Source organism: Ramlibacter sp. P4_H7 (assembly GCF_056400765.1).
Genome location: NZ_JBFUKP010000004.1, coordinates 274165 through 292960, shown reverse-complemented (window position 1 = coordinate 292960; position 18796 = coordinate 274165). Strand labels below are relative to the sequence as shown.

Sequence of the window (18796 nt, the reverse complement as noted above, 5' to 3'; positions counted from 1 at the left end):
GTCGTCGTTGCCAGGAGTACAGAACTTGAACCGTTTCGTCCACACCATCGCCCTGTCTGTTCTGGCCTTGGCATTGGCTCCCGCCGGCGTTCAGGCGGCGCAGGCGAAACGTGTGGTGAAGAAAGACGCCGAGGCCAGCGTCGTCAAGCGCGCGCGGGTCAGCAAGACGTATACGGTCGGCAAGCCGCAAATGGTTGCCAAACAGTCGCGCTCCGTCGTGCGATTGCCGGCGAAGCCCTCGTTTGGCCAGATGGCGGGCCTTCATTCCACCGAAGACGAACTCGACCTGAAGTCCAGCGTGGCACTGGTGATCGACCAGGACACCAGCGAGGTGCTCCTGCGCAAGAACGATTCCGCCGTCCTGCCGATCGCGTCCATCACCAAACTGATGACGGGCCTGGTCATCAGCGAGGCGAAGTTGCCGATGGACGAAACCATCACCATCAGCCAGGACGATGTCGACACCGAGAAAGGCAGCAGCTCGCGCCTTCGGGTGGGCACCACCCTGTCCCGTGGTGAGCTGATGCACCTGGCGCTCATGTCCAGTGAGAATCGGGCGGCGCACGCGTTGGGTCGCACCTATCCGGGTGGACTCAGCGCCTTCGTCGAAGCCATGAACCAGCGCGCGCAGCTGCTGGGCATGGGCGACACCAAGTACGTCGAGCCGACTGGCTTGTCCAGTCGCAACCAATCCAGCGCGCAGGATCTGGCTCGCCTCGTTGCCACCGCCTCGCAGGACAAGATGCTCAGCGAGCTGTCCACCTCGCCGGGCCACCAGGTCGAGATCGGGCGTCGCACTCTCCAGTTCAACAACACGAACCGGCTCGTCAAGAATCCGGCGTGGGATATCGGCCTGCAGAAGACTGGCTACATCTCGGAGGCCGGGCAGTGCCTGGTCATGCAAGCCAAGGTGGCGGGTCGCAAGCTGATCATGGTGTTCCTTGATTCCGCCGGCAAACTGAGCCGCATCGCGGACGCCGAACGCGTTCGCAAGTGGGTCGAGACCCATTCGCCCACCGGCGTGCCGATGCCGGCGGGGACGACGATGGTCCGACAGGTCAGCGGCTGAAACTTCCGTGCTCCCAGCCAAGGCCCCGTATGGGGCCTTGTTTTTTGGCGGAATCAGCTTTGGACAGTCAGGCCGCCAGCCTCTGGGTCGGCGGCTTGTAGCCCAGAGCGCTGGAAATCTCGTCGGCCGTGGTTTGCAGCTTTGCCAGCCAACTCTCGTCGAGCCGATCAGCGGGTGCGGATATGGACAGGCCTGCGATGAGCTTGGACTGGTCGTCGTAGATGCCCGCCGCCATGCACCGCACTCCCAGTTCCAGTTCTTCGTTGTCCCGGGCGATGCCGTACTGGCGCGCCTTGCCGAGTTCGCGCTCAAGCACAGGCAACTGGGTGATGCTGTTCTTGGTGTGGCCTGCCAGTCCGGTTCGGGTAGCGTAGGCGCGCACGCGTTGGGGGTCGTCGGCCGCCAGGAACAACTTGCCGGTCGAGGTCAGGTGCAACGGCGCCCTGCCGCCGATGGCTCGCACCACCTGCATGCCTGAACGCTCGCTGTAGGCGCGCTCGACGTAAACGATTTCATCGCCCTGGCGGACGCTCAGGTTGACCGGCTGCTGGATTTGCTTGTGCAGTTCCCGCATTGGCAACAGCGCCGCATCACGGACGTTCAGCCGTGCCTTCACCAGGTTGCCCAATTCCAGCAAGCGCATGCCGAGCCGATAACTGCCGGCCTCCGGTCGGTCCACGAAGCGGCCCGTCGCCAGGTCGTTCAGGATCCGGTGGGTGGTGGAAGGATGCAGGCCGGTCTTCTCGCTGATTTCCTTCAACGAGATGGCCTCCTCGCGGGACGCCAGCACGTCAATCAGCGCAAACATGCGCTCGATGACCTGGATGGTCGGAGTGGCGGCAGCCTGGGAGTCTTTTTGGCGCATAGGTCGGTACCTCAGCGCGCATTTTACCTTGTGAAAAGAGCCGGGGGAGCCGGGAGCGAAATCCTCAGGCTGGCTGCACTCCGGGCTGCCACTCGCCGTCCACGAGCACTTGGTGCGGGTGGAACCGGGACTTGTAGTTCATCTTCGGGCTTTCGTCGATCCAATACCCGAGGTAGACGTGCGGCAGCTTGAGTCGCTTGGCCTGATCGATCTGCCAGAGCACGCTGTAGGTGCCGTAGCTGGCGACAGGGTCCGGCTCGTAGAAGGTGTAGACAGCGGAAATCCCGTCGTTGAGCACGTCCAGGATGGACACCATGCGCAAGGGGCCCGAACTGCCGTCGGGAAGCCTTTCGCGGAATTCCACCAGCCGCGAGTTCACCCGGCTTTGCAGCAGGAACTGGGTGTATTGGTCGATGCTGTCGTGGTCCATTCCGCCGCCGGCGTGGCGTCCGGTCTGATAACGCAGGTAGAGGTGGTAGTGCTCAGGCACGAAGCAGAGCTTGAGCACGCGCGCCTGCAGGGCGCCATGCTGCCTCGATGCGCGCCGCTGGCTGCGGTTCGGCTGGAAATCGTCCACCAGCACGCGCAAAGGCACGCAGGCGCGGCAGCCATCGCAATAAGGGCGGTAGGTAAACATGCCGCTGCGGCGGAACCCGCTGGTCACCAGGTCGGAATAGGCGTCGTTGTGGATCAGGTGACTTGGGGTGGCCACCTGCGAGCGGGCCTGCTTGCCCGGCAGGTAACTGCACGGATACGGCGCCGTCGCGTAGAACTGCAGCGTCTGGAGCGGAAGATCCTTGAGATGCGTCACGCAGGTGTCGAATGCGGCAGGAGTGCGTTCCAGTATACGGGCTCGAATTGCCAATGGGCAGGCCGATGCGCAGCATGCGCGGCCACATGTTGCACAAATTCCGCTCTCGGAATCTCGCGCGCGCCGAGGGAGGCGAGGTGGCGTGTGTTCTGCTGGCAATCCACCATGCGCACCCGGGCATGACGGCACCAGGCCACGAGCGCTGCCAGTGCCATCTTGGAGGCGTCGGGTTCCCGCGTGAACATCGACTCACCGAACACGGCGCGTCCTAGCACGACGCAGTACAACCCGCCCACCAAGCGCCCATCGATCCAGGTTTCGACACTGTGGGCGAATCCCGCGCGGTGGAATGCCCGGTAGGCATCGACCATCGCGGGCACGATCCAAGTGCCCGATTGGCCAGGCCGTTGGCTGTTGGAGCAAGCAAGGATCACCGCGTCGAAGTCTCCATCGAACCGGATTTCGCAGCGCGGGTCGGCGACGAAGCGCCCGAGCGTCTTTCGCAGCGACCGGTGCAGCTTGAATTCGTCAGTGAACAGGACCATGCGCGGATCCGTGCTCCACCACAGGATCGGTTGGCCTTCACTGAACCAGGGGAAGATCCCGCTCGCATAGGCGCGCTGGAGGCTGTCCACGTCGAGCGCTCCGCCGGCGGCGAGGAGGCCGGGGGCTGGTTGCTTCTCGTCCCAGGCCTGGGAGGGATCGGGAAACGGGTCTCCGGGTTGGAGCCAGGGCAGGTGCATCCATTCCATTGTGCCGCCGCGGTGGCGGGCGCGAAGCACTGTCCAATGAACACTGTGGGAATCCGGGTTCCTTATGGCTTTCCACTTGGGTGGATAACTCCTGCGAGGCTGCGGGATGGATCAGAAGGCTTGCACCGGATCCATGGGAGGACGGGGCTGGCGTGAGCGGCAGCAGGACGACTACGCCTTGCAACGGCGCTTTCCGACACGGAGCGAGAGCGCGTGCTTCGAGCATGCGTACTCCCTTGCCGCAGGAACCGCCATGGAGAACGACCCACGCGAAGCATTTGCAGACGTGACGCCCCTGTGGCTCGCCCCGTCCCTAGCTACCGAAGCTCGCGAAAGCGTCCTGGGCGAGGCCGCTTGGTGGCTTGGAGGAGGTGCATCGCTGCTGATGTGGACTTTGTTTGCCTTGGCGTTGACTGCGTCCTAGCGCTTTCATTCGCGGGAGGCCCGCGTCCTGGTGCGAGGCGAAAAAAAAAGCAGTAACGCCAGACTGGCCGTGTGCGAAACTTGTTGGCCGAGTTTGGCCATGATGCGCGTCTCCCTCCCCCCCGAATCCACTCCACGTCTGCTGCCGGAAGGCCGACGCTGGGGTTTCGGTGCGCACAGCCTGGTCCCGTACATCACCTTCGGCCTGCAGGCTCGCCCGGGCGGCGACACGGAGCTGACTGCGTCCATCCGCAATCCCGTCTTCCCGGCCATGGACGAGGCTCTGCGTCCGTTGCGCCACCGGCACTGATTCCGAACTAGCTCGTTTGTTTTATTCCCCGGCGTGAAATGCTTCCGCCGGACGGCGGCTGTGCGCTTGCAACATCGGGTGGCGCAATGTAACGTGATGTTACTAATTCAAGGGGTGTTCCATGAAGCGTGCCACAGCTCTCGCCGCACTTGCCCTCGCGGCGCTCTCCATGCCCGCGCATGCGCAGGCCCCGAACCAGACCATTCGCATCGGGCTCATCTTCCCATTGACGGGCGGGTCGGCGGACATGGGAAACAGTGCAAGGGTCGGGGCGCAGGTTGCCATTGACGAGATCAACCAGGTGGGCGGCTACCTGGGCCGCAAGCTCGAACTGGTCATTCGTGACGACCAGGCGAACAACGATGTCGGCCTCAAGCACGCCCAGGAGTTGGTATTGACTGAAAAGGTCGCAGCGACGATCGGCTTCTGCAACTCCGGCGTCGCGATGAAGGCCCTCGATGTCTTCCAGACCAGCAAGCACCTGCTGATCGTGCCGTGCGCCACTGGTACCGCCATCACTGCGAAGTACCCCCCGGCGGACAGCTTCATCTTCCGCACTTCCGCCCGCGACCAGCTGCAGACGCAGTTCCTGATCGACGAGATCGCCAAGCGCGGTCTGGGCAAGGTCGCGTTGCTGGTGGACAGCTCCGGCTATGGGGATGCGGGCCTCAAGGATCTGGAAGCGGCGATTGCGCGAGCGGGACTCAAGTCGACTCTCACCCTGAGATTCAAGGTTGGTGTGCAGAACCTCGAAGACGAGATGCGCCAGCTCAAGGCATCGGGCGCCGACGCGCTGATCGGATGGACTGTCGGCCCCGAAGAGGGCGTGATCTCCGCCGCCCGCGCCGCGGTGAATTGGAACGTGCCGCAACTCGGTCCCTGGGGCCTCTCGCATGCATCGGCGTTCGCCACCTCGAAAGGCAAGGTCGATGGCGCGCTGATGGTGCAGACCGTTCTGCCGAACATCTTCCTGGAACGCAACAGCACCTTCCTGCGCAACTACACAAAACTCAGTAAGGAATCCCCCATAGGTTCGATGATGTCTGGGGCGCAGACCTACGACAGCGTCTATCTCCTGTTGCGCGCAATGTTCGATTCCAAGGGCGACCTGAGCGGACCGGCGCTGAAGAAAGCCCTGGAAAATCCTTCCGGCTCCTATCGCGGCGTGGTGACCACCTACGAGCGCGCCTTTTCGCCCACCGACCACGATGCGATCTCGGCCAACATGCTCTGGCTGGGAACCTGGCGCAACCAGGAGCGCGCGTACGCCTACAAGGAAGACGAGCGACGCGCGACGATCATCCGTCGCAAGGAATCTGCGGTCGTCCTGAAGTGAGGATGCTGGACTGCCGATCCAAAAAACGCAGTTCGGCAGCGACTGGGAGACGCGCTGGTAGCAGTTCGTGTTCGCGACGCCGTAGACGTGGACCGTCGTGCAGTTGACGGGCCCGGAGGCGTGAACATCTGCTGGAGATCAATGCATTCTGCTCAGGCTTCCGCTTCTTGCCGTGCTCCCTGGGGGGATGCACCAGCCTGCGGGTTCTTTACCAGTCGGATCCGCACGGCGTCACGCCACGGCCCGTGACGTGACGGAGTGCAAGAGCGCACGCTCTCGCCAGCGCTTAGCCCTTGCCGCGATGTAGTCACCATCTGCGACAGCGCGAAACGAGCGCTTCGCGAAATCGGTGGACCTACGGTCGGCCTTGCACGGACAACCCTTCCGGCCTGCGACTGGGCCGATCACTGTGCGACAGAGCATGCCATGCAATTTCTCATGTCCCTCGGTCCTTGAACAGAGTCCATAGAGAGTTGCATATATCACTTGGGCTTGGCGGCGAATACTCGTGTGCAGGATTCACTCACCAGCATGAAATTACTTGTGCACTGAGCTACGGGCTCACGCGCTGCGACGCAAGCGAGCAGCAAGCAGATGGGGGATCGAGTTCGTCTCGGCGGGCTTCCCGTCCCTTGCGAAACAGTCAAAGTTGTGACCGCAAATTGATACGGAAGCGCGCACCTTGCAGCACCACGGTCGTGGACCCCAAGCCTACACTCCGCGCCTGTTCGGGGGAGCGTACTGATCAGTCGAAGTGTCGCACTGTCGGCGGCCAATGATCATCTCGTACGAAATCGAGTGGGATCGGTGTCACCCATATTTGGAGGATTCAACCGTGAAAATTGCTTTCGTCACTTTGGTCATCGCGGTCACCGGATGCGCCAGTCAACCAGCATCCCCCCCGCCATCGTCGCAACCGTCAGACGTCCGTCCTATCGGGCAGAGCCAGTTGGCTCCAAGGGCAGCCGCCACATGCATCGCGCAGAAATGGGCGAACAGCACGCAGCAGGTCGTCTACATGCAGTACGTGTTCGCCAACGAGACCGCGTTCGATGTCTACGTGCCAGGCCAGCCGATACCAGGTGGATCGGCTGCCCTCGTGCGCCCGGCGCCGAGTGGGTCGGGTTCGGCGGTGGGATTCCGTGGCCCCGAGACCGCGGTTGGCGGTGCTGTCGGTGAGTGCCAGTCCTGACATTGAAGGAAAGGCAACCCGCATGAAGACGAAGCCGGGCCGGTATGGGACCCAAGTGAGCCCAATGGTCCGGCCGGAGCCTTGGCCAGAGCGAGACATCGATCGTGACAACTTTTCAGGGGCAAGCCCAAAAAGGAGATGCCCCGCTACCAACTTGATAGCGGGGCATCTGGAACCACGAGGGTTTGTGATGGCTCCCCGACCTGGGCTCGAACCAGGGACCTACGGATTAACAGTCCGGCGCTCTACCGACTGAGCTATCGGGGAACAAGCCTTAGATTATAGCGTGGCTTTTTCGCGGTTCCTGGAGCTCGGCTGAGCATTCAGGAACACGTCAGTCGAACACCGGCGTCTCTACGCCCAGCACCTTGTGCAGCTTGGGGCTGGTGGTCGTGTACTGCAGGTGGATCTTGCCCTTCTCGGGGAAGATGATCGGTGCGGCCCCGAAGGCGGCCAGAGCGCATTCGTGGAAGCCCGACAGGATCAGCTTCTTCTTGCCGGGATAGGTGTTGATGTCGCCCACTGCGAAGATGCCCGGCACGTTCGTCGAGAACTTCTCGGTGTCCACCTTCAGCTGCTTGCGCTCGATGTCCAGCCCCCATTCGGCGATCGGGCCGAGCTTGGGGGACAGGCCGAAGAACACCAGCAGGGTGTCGAGCGGGACGAGACGGGTCACGCCATCGGAACCGGTCACCTTGGCGCCGGTGAGCCGGCCGTCCTTCTCCTCGTAGCCCGTGATCTGGCCGACGATGAACTGCATCTCCATCTGCTCGCACAGCTCGTGCATGCGCGCCACGGACGAGGGCGCGGCGCGGAAGCCGTCGCGGCGGTGGAGCAGGATGACGCTCTCGGCTTTGTGCGGGTTGCCGTCGGCGTTGCCGGCGGTGAAGTTCAGCGCCCAGTCGAGCGCGGAATCGCCGCCGCCGACGATCACCAGGTTCTTGCCGGCGAAGTCGGCGGGGTTGCGCACGCGGTAGAACAGCTGCGTGCCGTCGAATTTGTCCAGACCGTCGACCTTGAGCGTGCGCGGCTCGAAAGCGCCCACGCCGGCTGCGATGAAGATGGTCTTGGTCAGGAAGCGCGTGCCCTTGGACGTTTCCACGAAGAAACGCCCGTCGTCCTGCTTCTGCACCACGCTCACGGTCTGGCCCAGGTGGAATGTGGCGCCGAAGGGCTCGATCTGCTTGAGCAGTGCGTCCGTCAGTTCCTTGCCCGTGCACACCGGAATGGCGGGGATGTCGTAGATCGGCTTGTCGGGATACAGCTCGATGGGCTGGCCGCCGGGGTAGGCGAGCGAGTCGATGACGTGCGCCTTGATTTCCAGCAGGCCCAGTTCGAACACCTGGAACAGGCCCACGGGTCCCGCGCCGACGATGACCGCGTCGGTCTCGATCGGGCCGTCATGCTCGGCGGCGGTCTTGATCACTTCTTGGTTCAGTTGAGGTTCCATGATCTCTTACTTGACCAGCTCGGACAATTTGCCCGGCTTGTCCTTCCATTCCTCCGCATCGGGAAGCGCGGGCTTGCGCTTGGTGATGCTCTTCCAGCCCGGCGCGTGCGACAGGTCGGCGTTCAGCTTGGTGAAGGCGACCTGGTCGGCGGGCACGTCCTCTTCCGCATAGATCGCGTTCACTGGGCACTCGGGAATGCAAACGGCGCAGTCGATGCATTCGTCCGGGTCGATCACGAGCATGTTCGGACCCTCGCGGAAGCAGTCCACGGGGCAGACATCCACGCAATCGGTGTACTTGCAGCGGATACAGGATTCGGTAACGACGTGGGTCATTGTTGTGCCGAGGGCGGGGGAAACCCTCTATTTTATGGATTTTGGTGCGGCCTTCCCCAAACGTGGCCTTGCGGCCCCCGGGATTTGCGTTTCGTCAACGAACCAGCACGGCCCCCGAGGTCTTGTGGCTCGCAGTGTCCACCAGCACCAGCGCGCCCATCGCCCGAGAGCGGGCATAGGGCAGGGTGGCCAGCGGCTCCTGCAGCGCCAGCTCCACGTGGCCGATGCCATTGGGTTCCAGGTGGTCGGCGTCCTCCTCCGCGAGCGAGTTCACGTCCAGCTTGTGGACGATCTTCTTCACCTTGGCCTTGACCCAGCGGTGGCCGTGCAGCGCCCAGTAGGTGCGGCCTGCCACCAGCGGTTCGTCGTCCATCCATGCAATCGTGGCGGAGATGTCGCGCGAAGGCGCAAAGGCCCCCGGCGCCAGCAGCCAGTCGCCGCGGGAGATATCCACTTCGCGGTCCAGGATGATGCCGGCGCTGTGGCGCGCAATCACCGAGCCGGGCTGGCGGGCGTGGTCCAGCACCTGCGCGACCCGGGCGGTCTGTCCGCTGGGAAGCACCGTCACTTCCTGTCCCGGCTCCACGGCGCCCGTGGCCACGCGGCCCCAGAACACGCGGCGGCCCTGGGAGGTGTCGGCGGACGACGAGAACTTCTCGACCCACTGCACGGGGAAGGCGAACGCTTCGGTCGTCTCCGCCGGCGTCACATCGAGCTGCTCCAGCAGGGCCAGCAAGGGAAGTCCCTGGTAGCCGCACCAGCCAGGCTTCGCGTCCACGACGTTGTGGCCCTTCAGCGCGGAGATCGGCACCACCGCACGGGCGTGGATGCCTGCGGCCTCGGTGAAGGTTTCCAGTGCCTCCCGGATGTTGTGGAAGGCCAGCGTCGCATCTTCCACCGCATCGAGCTTGTTCACGACGAACAGGATGGCCGGCACGCGCAGCAGGTTGGCCAGCAGGGTATGCCGGCGCGTCTGGGGCAGCAGCTCGAGGCCCGGGCTCTGCCACTTCAGCTTGGTGGCATCCACCAGCACCACCGCGGCGTCCGCGCTGGAGGCGGCCGTCACCATGTTGCGGGTGTACTGCTCGTGGCCGGGCGCATCGCCGATGATGAACTTGCGAGCCGGCGTGGCGAAGTAGCGGTAGGCCACGTCGATGGTGATGCCCTGTTCGCGCTCCGCCGACAGGCCGTCGGTCAGCAGCGCCAGGTCAGTTTCGCCGGAGTGCGAAACGGACGCCAGCTGGTCCTGCAGGACGGCGCGGCTGTCCACCAGCAGCCGGCCGATCAGCGTGCTCTTGCCGTCGTCGACCGAGCCGCAGGTGATGAATCGCAGCGCGGCGTCGTGGTCGGTGGCGATCGCGGTCGTCGTCATCAGAAATACCCGTCCTTCTTGCGCTTTTCCATGGATGCGTCGGAGGTCTTGTCGTCCATCCGCGTGGCGCCCCGCTCACTGACTTCGGCCGTCAGCGTTTCGGCGACGACGTCGCTCGCGTTCGCCGCCGGGCTTTCCACCGGGCAGGTGCAGGTGATGTCCCCCACGGTTCGGAAGCGCACGGTGCGGGTCACGACCTCTTCCCCGGCTTTCGGGGGCGTGATGTCCGTGACCGGCACCAGCAGGCCGCGGCGTTCGACCACCTGGCGCCGGTGCGCGTAGTACAGCGAGGGAAGCTCGATGTTCTCGCGCTCGATGTACTGCCAGACGTCCAGCTCGGTCCAGTTGGAAATGGGGAACACGCGGAAGTGTTCACCGGGCTGCAGCCGCGTGTTGAACAGGGTCCACAGCTCCGGCCGCTGGGCCTTGGGCTGCCACTGGCCGAAGCTGTCGCGGTGGGAAAAGATGCGCTCCTTGGCGCGGGCCTTCTCCTCGTCGCGCCGGGCGCCGCCGATCAGTGCGTCGAAGCGGAATTCCTCGATCGCCTCGAGCAGCGTCACCGACTGGTGCGCGTTGCGGCTCTCGTCGGGGCGCGACAGGCGCACCGTGCCGCGCTGCATCGAATCCTCGACGCTGCGCACGATCAGCTCGGCACCCAGCTGCTTCGCGCGGAAGTCGCGGAAGTCCGTCACCTCCCGGAAGTTGTGGCCGGTGTCGATCATCAGCAGCGGGTAGGGGATGCGTCCCGTGCCGAAGGCCTTTTCCGCGCACTTCAGCAGGACCAGCGAATCCTTGCCGCCGGAGAACAGCAGCGTGGGACGCTCGAAGGCGCCCGCCACTTCGCGCAGGACGAAGATCGCTTCCTCTTCCAGGGCATCGAGGTGGCGGTTGCTGATGAGGGACAGCAGCCGGGGTTCGGTACGGGCGTTCATGCGACCACTTTCTCTTCGTTGTTCTTCACGTGCAGTCCGCATTCCTTGGCGGCCTCGTCCTCCCACCACCAGCGGCCGGCGCGGAAGTCCTCGCCCAGGCTGATGGCGCGGGTGCAGGGCGCGCAGCCGATGCTGGGGAAGAACTGGTCGTGCAGCGGGTTGTAGTCGACCTGGTTGTGCTGGATGTAGTGCCAGACGTCGCCCCAGGTCCAGTTGGCCAGGGGGTTGATCTTGGTGCGGCCGTTCTTGGCGACCTCGCCGGCGTCGATCAGCGGCACTTCCGCGCGCGCAGAGGACTGCTCGCGGCGCAGCCCCGTGATCCAGGCCTTCTGGCCGGCCAAGGCGCGCTCCAGCGGCTCCAGCTTGCGAATGCCGCAGCAGGCTTTGCGCAATTCGATGCTGCGGTACATGGCCTCCTTGCCTTCCCGCGCGACGAACTGGACGACATGTTCCTGCACCGGCCGGTAGATCTCCACCGGCGCGCGCGACGTGGCCTGGGTGCGGGCCAGCAGGTCCAGCGTCTCCTGGTGCAGCGCGCCCGTCTCCAGCACGAACACCGGGATGTCCAGTTCCAGGCTGTTGATCAGGTGCGTGATGACCACGTCCTCGGCCCCGAGGCTGGACGCCTGTTTCAACGGTGCGAACTCGGAGGCGGCCTGGATCAGCAGCTTCTGCGTTTCGGCGAGCTTGGTCTCGTAGTCCCGGGAAGCGCGGGCGTGCAGCTCGATGGCGCCCATCTCAGCTCCGCGCGAACAGCGGCTGCGTGACCACCGCATCACCCTGGTAGAACGCGGCATAGCGGGCGAACTGGCGCTCGGCGTCGGCCGGGTCCTTGCCTTCCTTGAGCACCGCGCTGCTGAAGCCGACGCGGTACATCTGCACCAACTGGTCGATCAGCACGTCGCCGGTGGCACGGATGTCGCCGGTGAACCCGCGGCGCTGGCGCAGCAGGCGGGCCTGGGTGAAGGCCCGTCCGTCGGTGAACTTGGGGAAGTCGAGTTCGATGCGGTCCACGCCTTCGAGCGCGACCGAAAGCGCATCGGCGTCGTTCGCGAGCACCAGCACGTTGAGGTGGTCATCGGGCGCGACGGCGCCCGCGGGAAGGATCTGGATCATGCGGTTTCGCGCTCCACGAAGCGGGCGCCGTTGGCAGCGGCCTTGAACGGCTCGAGGCCGACGCGGCGCAGCGTGGTGATGAAGGATTCGGACTTGCCGTCGGGGGTGCCCTGGCGCACGCGGCGGTAGGTGTCCAGCACGGCTTCGATCACCACCGGCACTTCGGCGGCCGAGAAGGACGGGCCGACGACCTTGCCGGGCAGGGCCGGGCCGGACAGCTCCGTGCCGTCGCTGCCGCCCAGCGTCACCTGGTACCACTCCTTGCCGTCCTTGTCGACGCCGAGGATCCCGATGTGGCCGGCGTGGTGGTGGCCGCAGGAATTGATGCAGCCGGAGATGTTCAGGCGGATGTCGCCGAGGTCGAACTCCTCGTCGAGGTCCTGGTAGCGCTGCGTGATCGCTTCGGCGATGGGCAGGGAGCGCGCATTGGCCAGCGAGCAGAAGTCGCCGCCAGGGCAGGCGATCATGTCGGTCAGCAGGCCGATGTTGGGCTTGGCGAAGCCGGCCTTGCGCGCGGCCGCCCACAGCTCCGGCAGGTCGTCCTGGTGCACCCAGGGCAGCAGCAGGTTCTGTTCATGGGTCAGGCGCGCCTCGCCCGCGGAGAAGCGCTCGGCCAGGTCGGCGGCCGCCTCCATCTGTTCCGCCGTGGCATCCCCGGGCGCGTAGCCCAGGCGCTTGAACGACAGCGTGACGATGCGCAGTTCGGGGTTCCGGTGCGCCCGCACGTTGCGCTGCAGCCAGCGGCCGTACGACGGGTCCGCCTCGGCATCCGCCTTGACGATGGCGTGCACCTGCGCGGCGGCGCCCTTGCGGCTGTTCGGCTTGATCGTCGGCTCGACGAACGAGGCCGCGACGCGGTCGTATTCGGCCTGCGTCAGCGTGTGCGGGCCGCCATCGTGTTCGACGATGGCGCGAAATTCCTCTTCCACCTTGTCGATGTAGCGCTGGCCTTCGGCCTTCACGAGGATCTTGATGCGCGCCTTCCACAGGTTGTCGCGGCGGCCGTATTCGTTGTAGACGCGGATGCAGGCCTCGATGTAGTTCAGCAGGTGCTGCCAGGGCAGGAACTCGCGCACCACCGTGCCGATGATGGGCGTGCGGCCCATGCCACCGCCCACCTGCACGCCGAAACCCAGTTCGCCGGCCTCGTTCTTCACCAGTTGCAGCCCGATGTCGTACCAGCCCAGCGCCGCGCGGTCTTCCACCGTGCCGTTGAGGGCGACCTTGAACTTGCGGGGCAGGAAGGCGAACTCGGGGTGGAGCGTGCTCCACTGGCGCAGGATCTCCGCGAAGGGTCGCGGATCGGCGACTTCGTCGACGGCAACACCGGCCAATTCGTCGGTGGTGATGTTGCGGATGGTGTTGCCGCTGGTCTGGATACCGTGCATGTTGACGCTGGCCAGCAGCTCCATCACGTCGGCAGCCTTGGTGATCGGGATCCAGTTGAACTGCACGTTGGTGCGCGTGGTGAAGTGGCCGTAGCCGTACTTCAGCCGGGTCACGACCGGGGTGCCGCCGGGCACCGGGACTTCACCGAGTGCCAGTTGCTTGGCCTGGGCCTCGCGCAGCAGCTCGGCATCGGGCTGGTCGTACTCCCTCGCGACCTGGGCCAACGCCCGCAGCTGGTGGCCGGAGATGTCGCCATAGGGCACGGCGATGCGCAGCATCGGCGCGTAGCGCTGGATGTACCAGCCGTTCTGCAGCCGCAACGGGCGCAGTTCCTCGTCGCTCAGCTTGCCGGCCTGCCAACGCTCCAGCTGGTCCCGGAACTGGGCAGCGCGGGCGTGGACGAACTGGCGGTCGAATTCTGTGTATTGGTACATGGAACGGCATGGCGGCCCCATGGGACAAGGGCCGGAGCCGGGACTTTAGGCAAGGCCTTTATGGATCCAAACTATTTTTTAATTCGGGTCTTATGCGGATAAGCTTATGCAGCAGGAGGCAGGCGACCTCCCGGGGCATTCCGGCGCCAGGCTGGATAAGCACCCGGACGGCGCACTGATCACCGTACAAACGTTGGGGCAGGGACGCACGGGCATGGCGCAACGCATCTACATCAAGGTGGTGGGTTTCTCCGATGAGGAGCGGCACGCGCTCAACACCGTTTTCCGGCTCTCCGAGCAGTGCCGGACCATGTACCAGTTGTGGACCACGACGGCTGCGGAACCGGCCAAGGCCGCGCTGCTGGACGGGCAGAGCTGGGAAGCCCGCGTCGAGGCCGAGTCGCCGCTGCACCGCGAACTGCGTTTGCTGTGGGTGGGCGCGAACCCGCCGGCCAGCATCTGGCGCGCTTTTCCCCGTCCGATCCACTGGCCGGACATCATCGAAGGCCTGGATGCGTTGTTCTCGCCCAACGAGTCCGTCGACGTGGCATTGGGGGAAACACCCGAGTCCGCCATGTCCAGCAAGCACGCGCTGATCGTGAGCGCGGACCGCCAGGAGCGGCTCTACCTGCGGGCCCGCCTGGCGCTGGCCCGCCTGACCCATGCGGATGAAGCCGAAACCGGAAACCACGCCGTCGAGCTTGCCCGGGGCAAGAAGTACGACCTCGCCCTCGTCGACTCCAGCCTGGACGACATGGACGCCTGGGCCCTGTTGCGCAGCCTCAAAGGCGGCCGCAACCCGGTGCGGCACATCGCGCTGACCAAAGCGGCGCGGTCGGTCTCGGAGCGCATGCGCGCCTGGGCCGGCGGAGCGGCCCTGCTGGAGAACCCGCCCGACGCCGAGCGCCTTGACGCCTGGCTCAGCCGGATCGAGCTGGGACCTGCCGGCTGAGATCCAGCGCCTGCGCCAGGCGCTCTTCCATCGGCAGCGGCTCGCGGTGCAGGCGCGCCGCCATCAGCTCGGCGCACAGTGCAGCAAAGGTGAGACCGCGGGATCCCATTGCCGTGCTGAGCCACAGGCCCGGCGCCAGTGAACCCAGCAGCGGCCGCCGGTCGCGCGAGGCACAACGCACGCCGCTCCAGCTCTGGATCTCCCGCCGCTCGAATGCGCCCTCCATCACCTGGGCGGACCGGGGCATCACGGAACGCACCCGCTCGAGGTTGGCCTCGTTGTCCTCCCGGCGCAGCGATTCATCGGTGTCGCCGCGGCCATAGGTCGACCCGGTGATCCACGCATCGCGGTCCACCAGCGGCACGCGCGGCAGGAAATGACCTTGTCCGTTGACCGGAAAGGGCGGTAACGCCCCTGCATCGTCGCCGTGGGGCGCCCAGGTCACCTGGCCGCGCACGGGTTGCAGTTGCACCTGTCCGTCCAGCAACGCCGTGCTGCCCAGTGCGGCCGCGACCACGACCAGCGCGGCGCGACCCAGTTCGGCTCCGGCGGCGTCGCGCAGCACCCAGGACGGGCCATCGCGCTCGATGCGCGCCACCCGCTTGCCACCGCAGAAGCGCACGCCGCCCTCGCGCAGCCAAAGGCGCACCAGCGCGGCGGGCTCGATCCAGCCGGCGTTCTCGTGCCACCACGCCGCCTGCTCCTCCGCGATGCCAGCGGCGCGCTTTTGCGTCGTCGTCGCTTCGCGGCTCCACGTGGCCAGGGCGTCACCGAGATCCGGCAGCGCCCGGTGGTCGTCGCCACGCCATTCGAGCACGCCGGTGCGGTCCCACTCCAGCCCGCGCGCGAGACGCTGCGCCTCCTGCAATGTGATGCGCACGCCGGCGCGCGACAGGCGCGACAGCAGGCTGTCGTCGGGGGACTGGTGCGGCGCCAGCAAGCCGGCGGGCAGGTCCGAGGCGCCCGTGGCCGGCCCGGCCGCGATGTCGAACACGCGGACGGACCAGCCGCGCCGCGCAAGGCTCGCCGCCGCCGCCGCACCTGACAGGCCCGCGCCGATGACGATGCAGTCGCCCGCAACGGTGGCCTGGCCCTCGTCCAGGCCCCGCACGTTCCAGGTCGGCGCATACCGGCCCGCGAGACATTCGCGCTTGGGGGGCAGGCCGTCGCGCTTGTCGACCTGCCACCCGCAGGACTGCAGGTCGCGCCGCACGTGGCCGGCCACGCTCCAGGTGGCCAGGCTCGCGTCCCGCCGGCACAGCCTTGTGACGCCCTTGAGCGTGTCCAGGCTCCACATTTCGGGATTGCGGTCCGGATGGAATCCGTCCAGGAACACGCTGTCGGCGCGAAAGGACTGCTCGCGCAGCATGGGCGCGATGTCGCCGACGCACAGCGTCAGCAGCACGTGCCCGTCCTCGAAGGCAAAGCGGTGGAAGCCCGGAAGCAGTCCCTGCCAGCGCTCGGCCAGCAGCTGCGCCAACGGCTGCAGCGCGGGATAGGTGGTCGCGCCGCGCAGCAGGTCCTCCAGCGTGACCGGCCAGGCTTCGATCGCCGCGTAATGGAGCAGCCGCGGGCGCTGCGGATCGCTGCGCCACGCATGCCAGGTCGCGAGGAAATTCAGGCCCAGCCCGAAGCCGGTCTCCAGCACCCGCCACTGCGGCTGTCCGGCCCAGGCCGAAGGCAGTCCGCATCCTTGCAGGAAGACGTGCTGCGCCTGTTCCAGCCCGCCCGCGGCGGTGCGGTAGATGTCCGCGAAGCGCGGGCTGCGCGGCGTGCCGTCGTCGTCCCAGGCGACGACTTCGCTCATGCGCTCAGGCCGTGGGCGGGACGTAGCCGGCGGCCTGGTCGGCGCCGCTGCCGAAGAAGTGGTTTTCCATCTGGCGCTTCAAGTACTCGCGGGCGCGCTGGTCGGCCAGGTTCAGGCGGTTCTCGTTCACCAGCATGGTCTGCTGCTTGAGCCATTGCTGCCAGGCTTCCTTGCTCACGCTTTCGTAGATGCGTTTGCCGAGTTCGCCGGGATAGGGCGGGAAATCGAGGCCCTCGGCTTCGCGGCCGAGCTTGATGCATTGGACGGTGCGTGCCATCACGCCTCCTAGGATGAATGGTGTGGGATGAGCTTATGCGGATAAGGAACTGACAACTCTGTCGTTCGCTTTGCAGCCGCCGGCTTCCAGAATCCGCCCATCCAACAACAAGGACGGATCCCATGAGCCTTCGCCGCGACTTTATCAAGATTCCCCTGGCCCTCTCCGCGGCCGCCGCCCTCAGCCTGACCGGCCTGCCTTCCATCGCGCAGCCGCTGCAGGTGCTCAACGTCTCCTACGACCCCACGCGCGAGCTCTACGTGGAGTTCAACCAGGCCTTCGCGAAGTACTGGAAGGGCAAGACCGGCCAGGACATCGCGGTGAAGCAGTCGCATGGCGGCAGCGGCAAGCAGGCGCGCTCCGTGATCGACGGCCTCGACGCGGACGTCGTGACGCTGGGACTGGGCGGGGACGTCGACGCGCTCGTGCGCAATGGCGGCTGGGTGAAGCCGGACTGGCAAAAGCGCCTGCCGCACAACGCGGCACCGTACACCTCGACCATCGTGCTGGTGGTGCGGCACGGCAACCCGAAGGGCATCAAGGACTGGGACGACCTGGTCAAGCCCGGCGTGAGCGTGATCACGCCCAATCCCAAGACCTCGGGCGGTGCGCGCTGGAATTACCTGGCCGCCTGGGAGTTCGGCAAGCGCAAGTACGGCGGGGAGGCGCAGGCCAAGGACTTCGTGGCCAAGCTCTACGCCAACGTGCCCGTGCTGGACACGGGCGCGCGCGGTTCGTCGATTACCTTTGCGCAGCGCAACCAGGGCGACGTGTTCATTTCCTGGGAGAACGAGGCCTACCTGCTGGAAAAGGAATTCGGCAACAAGGTCGACGTGGTGTATCCCTCGCTGTCCATCCTGGCGGAGCCGCCGGTGGCCGTGGTCGACCGCAACGTCGACCGCAAGGGCACCCGTGCCGTGGCCGAGGAGTACCTGAAATTCCTTTACACGGAAGAGGGCCAGGACATCATCGGCAAGAACTTCTACCGGCCGGCGATTTCGCAGAAGGCCCAGGCGAAGTACGCGAAGCAGTTCCCCAAGCTGAATCTGTTCACCATCGACGACGCTTTCGGCGGCTGGACCAAGGCCGACGGCGTGCACTTCGCCGACGGCGGCAGCTTCGACCAGATCTACACGCGGAAAATGGGCGGCCGCTGACACGACGGTCCGCGACGACGCCCATCAGGGGTCGCGGGTGAACGACTCGAGCCGCTGAGCGTCATCCCGGGCGCGGCCCGGGATGACGCGTCCGTCATGCGCGGATTGCGGCCTGGCCTTCGTTGGCGGCTTCGCCGGTGTGCGCCTGGATGTCCGCCTCGGCCGCAGCGGTGGCGCTCGCCTTGGCCGCGTCGCCCATGGCCACGCCCTCGGCGCGCACGAAGCGCACGTCGGTGATGCCCACGAAGCCGAACACCGCCTTCAGGTAGCTCTCCTGGTGGTCCAGGAAGGCCAGGGCCGGATTGCCGGAGTACGCGCCGCCGCGGGTGGAGACGACGATCACCGTCTTGCCGCCGGCCAGGCCCACGGGGCCCGTATCCGTGTACTTGAAGGTGCGGCCGGCCTGCGCGATGCGGTCGATCCAGGCCTTCAGCTGGCTCGGGATCGAGAAGTTGTACATCGGCGCGCCCACCACGACCACGTCGGCCGCCAGGAATTGCGTGAGCAGCTTTTCGGTCCGTGCGTTCTCGCGCTTCTGCGCTTCGGTCAGGCTGCCGGCGTCCAGGCCGAGACGGAATCCCAGCGAATCCATGTCCAGGTGCGAAGGCGCGTCGGCGGCCAGGTCCAGGTACTCGACCGTGGTGCCGGGACGGGTTGCCTGCCACTGGGCCACGGTGCGGCGGGTCAGGTCGCGCGAAACGGACTGGGTGCCCATGGGGCTGGAATCGATGTGAAGCAGTTTCATTCGGTCTCTCCTGTCGGTGGGGCTGCGGTGCAGCATGGGAAAGATTGTGCTGGCGCATCGATCGATTGATA

The 18796-nt window shown here is 65.8% G+C and carries 18 protein-coding genes and 1 tRNA gene; 5 read left to right on the top strand and 14 right to left on the bottom strand.

Annotated elements, in window-relative coordinates:
• Positions 1-25 precede the first annotated feature (25 nt).
• Positions 26-1069 (top strand): D-alanyl-D-alanine endopeptidase, encoded by a 1044-nt coding sequence (gene pbpG / locus AC1DSA_RS08305; RefSeq protein ID WP_477887929.1) that lies wholly within the window; start codon positions 26-28, stop codon positions 1067-1069.
• Positions 1070-1136: 67 nt separating this feature from the next.
• On the opposite strand, the gene AC1DSA_RS08300 is transcribed toward pbpG, so the two are convergent.
• The 3 genes from AC1DSA_RS08300 to aat form a co-directional block, all read right to left on the bottom strand.
• Positions 1137-1934 carry an IclR family transcriptional regulator gene (locus AC1DSA_RS08300; protein ID WP_477887927.1) on the bottom strand — a complete coding sequence of 266 codons (798 nt, stop codon included), beginning with the start codon at positions 1932-1934 and terminating at the stop codon, positions 1137-1139.
• A gap of 64 nt (positions 1935-1998) precedes the next feature.
• The gene (locus AC1DSA_RS08295; protein WP_477887925.1) at positions 1999-2745 is read right to left on the bottom strand and encodes an arginyltransferase; all 747 of its coding nucleotides are present in this window, start codon (positions 2743-2745) and stop codon (positions 1999-2001) included.
• Positions 2742-3497 (bottom strand): leucyl/phenylalanyl-tRNA--protein transferase, encoded by a 756-nt coding sequence (gene aat / locus AC1DSA_RS08290; protein WP_477887923.1) that lies wholly within the window; start codon positions 3495-3497, stop codon positions 2742-2744. Before aat ends, AC1DSA_RS08295 begins: the two co-directional genes overlap by 4 nt.
• 526 nt (positions 3498-4023) lie before the next feature.
• On the opposite strand from aat, the gene AC1DSA_RS08285 reads away from it, so the two are divergent.
• Together AC1DSA_RS08285 and AC1DSA_RS08280 are read left to right on the top strand one after the other, a co-directional pair.
• Entirely contained in the window at positions 4024-4230 is a 207-nt protein-coding gene (locus AC1DSA_RS08285; protein ID WP_477887921.1) for a hypothetical protein, read from the top strand.
• Positions 4231-4351: 121 nt separating this feature from the next.
• Positions 4352-5566: an ABC transporter substrate-binding protein gene (locus AC1DSA_RS08280; RefSeq protein ID WP_477887920.1), complete on the top strand. Its 1215-nt coding sequence runs from the start codon at positions 4352-4354 to the stop codon at positions 5564-5566.
• 1383 nt (positions 5567-6949) lie between these two features.
• Here AC1DSA_RS08280 and AC1DSA_RS08275 read toward each other — a convergent pair.
• The 8 genes from AC1DSA_RS08275 to AC1DSA_RS08240 form a co-directional block, all read right to left on the bottom strand.
• Positions 6950-7025, bottom strand: a tRNA-Asn gene (locus AC1DSA_RS08275).
• A gap of 67 nt (positions 7026-7092) precedes the next feature.
• Positions 7093-8208 carry an NAD(P)/FAD-dependent oxidoreductase gene (locus AC1DSA_RS08270; protein ID WP_477887918.1) on the bottom strand — a complete coding sequence of 372 codons (1116 nt, stop codon included), beginning with the start codon at positions 8206-8208 and terminating at the stop codon, positions 7093-7095.
• 6 nt (positions 8209-8214) lie between these two features.
• A complete protein-coding gene (gene fdxA / locus AC1DSA_RS08265; protein WP_477887916.1) occupies positions 8215-8544 on the bottom strand; it encodes a ferredoxin FdxA in 330 nt (109 codons plus the stop codon).
• A gap of 94 nt (positions 8545-8638) precedes the next feature.
• Positions 8639-9916, bottom strand: coding sequence for a sulfate adenylyltransferase subunit 1 (locus AC1DSA_RS08260; RefSeq protein WP_477887914.1), 1278 nt, complete (start codon positions 9914-9916; stop codon positions 8639-8641).
• Positions 9916-10848: a sulfate adenylyltransferase subunit CysD gene (gene cysD / locus AC1DSA_RS08255; RefSeq protein WP_477887912.1), complete on the bottom strand. Its 933-nt coding sequence runs from the start codon at positions 10846-10848 to the stop codon at positions 9916-9918. The genes AC1DSA_RS08260 and cysD overlap by 1 nt, the downstream gene beginning before the upstream one ends.
• Positions 10845-11585, bottom strand: a complete 741-nt coding sequence (locus AC1DSA_RS08250; RefSeq protein ID WP_477887910.1) for a phosphoadenylyl-sulfate reductase — start codon at positions 11583-11585, stop codon at positions 10845-10847. The genes cysD and AC1DSA_RS08250 overlap by 4 nt, the downstream gene beginning before the upstream one ends.
• Before the next feature lies 1 nt (position 11586).
• On the bottom strand, positions 11587-11964 hold the full coding sequence (locus AC1DSA_RS08245; protein ID WP_477887908.1) for a DUF934 domain-containing protein: 378 nt from the start codon (positions 11962-11964) through the stop codon (positions 11587-11589).
• The gene (locus AC1DSA_RS08240; RefSeq protein ID WP_477887906.1) at positions 11961-13787 is read right to left on the bottom strand and encodes a nitrite/sulfite reductase; all 1827 of its coding nucleotides are present in this window, start codon (positions 13785-13787) and stop codon (positions 11961-11963) included. Before AC1DSA_RS08240 ends, AC1DSA_RS08245 begins: the two co-directional genes overlap by 4 nt.
• Before the next feature lie 106 nt (positions 13788-13893).
• Here AC1DSA_RS08240 and AC1DSA_RS08235 point away from each other — a divergent pair, with 106 nt between their 5' ends.
• Positions 13894-14739, top strand: a complete 846-nt coding sequence (locus AC1DSA_RS08235) for a response regulator (protein WP_477887904.1) — start codon at positions 13894-13896, stop codon at positions 14737-14739.
• On the opposite strand, the gene mnmC is transcribed toward AC1DSA_RS08235, so the two are convergent.
• Positions 14708-16546: a bifunctional tRNA (5-methylaminomethyl-2-thiouridine)(34)-methyltransferase MnmC2/FAD-dependent 5-carboxymethylaminomethyl-2-thiouridine(34) oxidoreductase MnmC1 gene (gene mnmC / locus AC1DSA_RS08230; RefSeq protein WP_477887902.1), complete on the bottom strand. Its 1839-nt coding sequence runs from the start codon at positions 16544-16546 to the stop codon at positions 14708-14710. The genes AC1DSA_RS08235 and mnmC overlap by 32 nt on opposite strands.
• Before the next feature lie 4 nt (positions 16547-16550).
• Positions 16551-16823: an oxidative damage protection protein gene (locus tag AC1DSA_RS08225; RefSeq protein ID WP_477887900.1), complete on the bottom strand. Its 273-nt coding sequence runs from the start codon at positions 16821-16823 to the stop codon at positions 16551-16553.
• Between the two features lie 122 nt (positions 16824-16945).
• Between AC1DSA_RS08225 and AC1DSA_RS08220 the strand changes: the two genes are divergently transcribed.
• Positions 16946-17980 (top strand): sulfate ABC transporter substrate-binding protein, encoded by a 1035-nt coding sequence (locus tag AC1DSA_RS08220; RefSeq protein WP_477887899.1) that lies wholly within the window; start codon positions 16946-16948, stop codon positions 17978-17980.
• A gap of 94 nt (positions 17981-18074) precedes the next feature.
• Here AC1DSA_RS08220 and AC1DSA_RS08215 read toward each other — a convergent pair whose 3' ends face one another.
• Positions 18075-18725, bottom strand: coding sequence for an FMN-dependent NADH-azoreductase (locus AC1DSA_RS08215; RefSeq protein WP_477887897.1), 651 nt, complete (start codon positions 18723-18725; stop codon positions 18075-18077).
• Positions 18726-18796 lie beyond the last annotated feature (71 nt).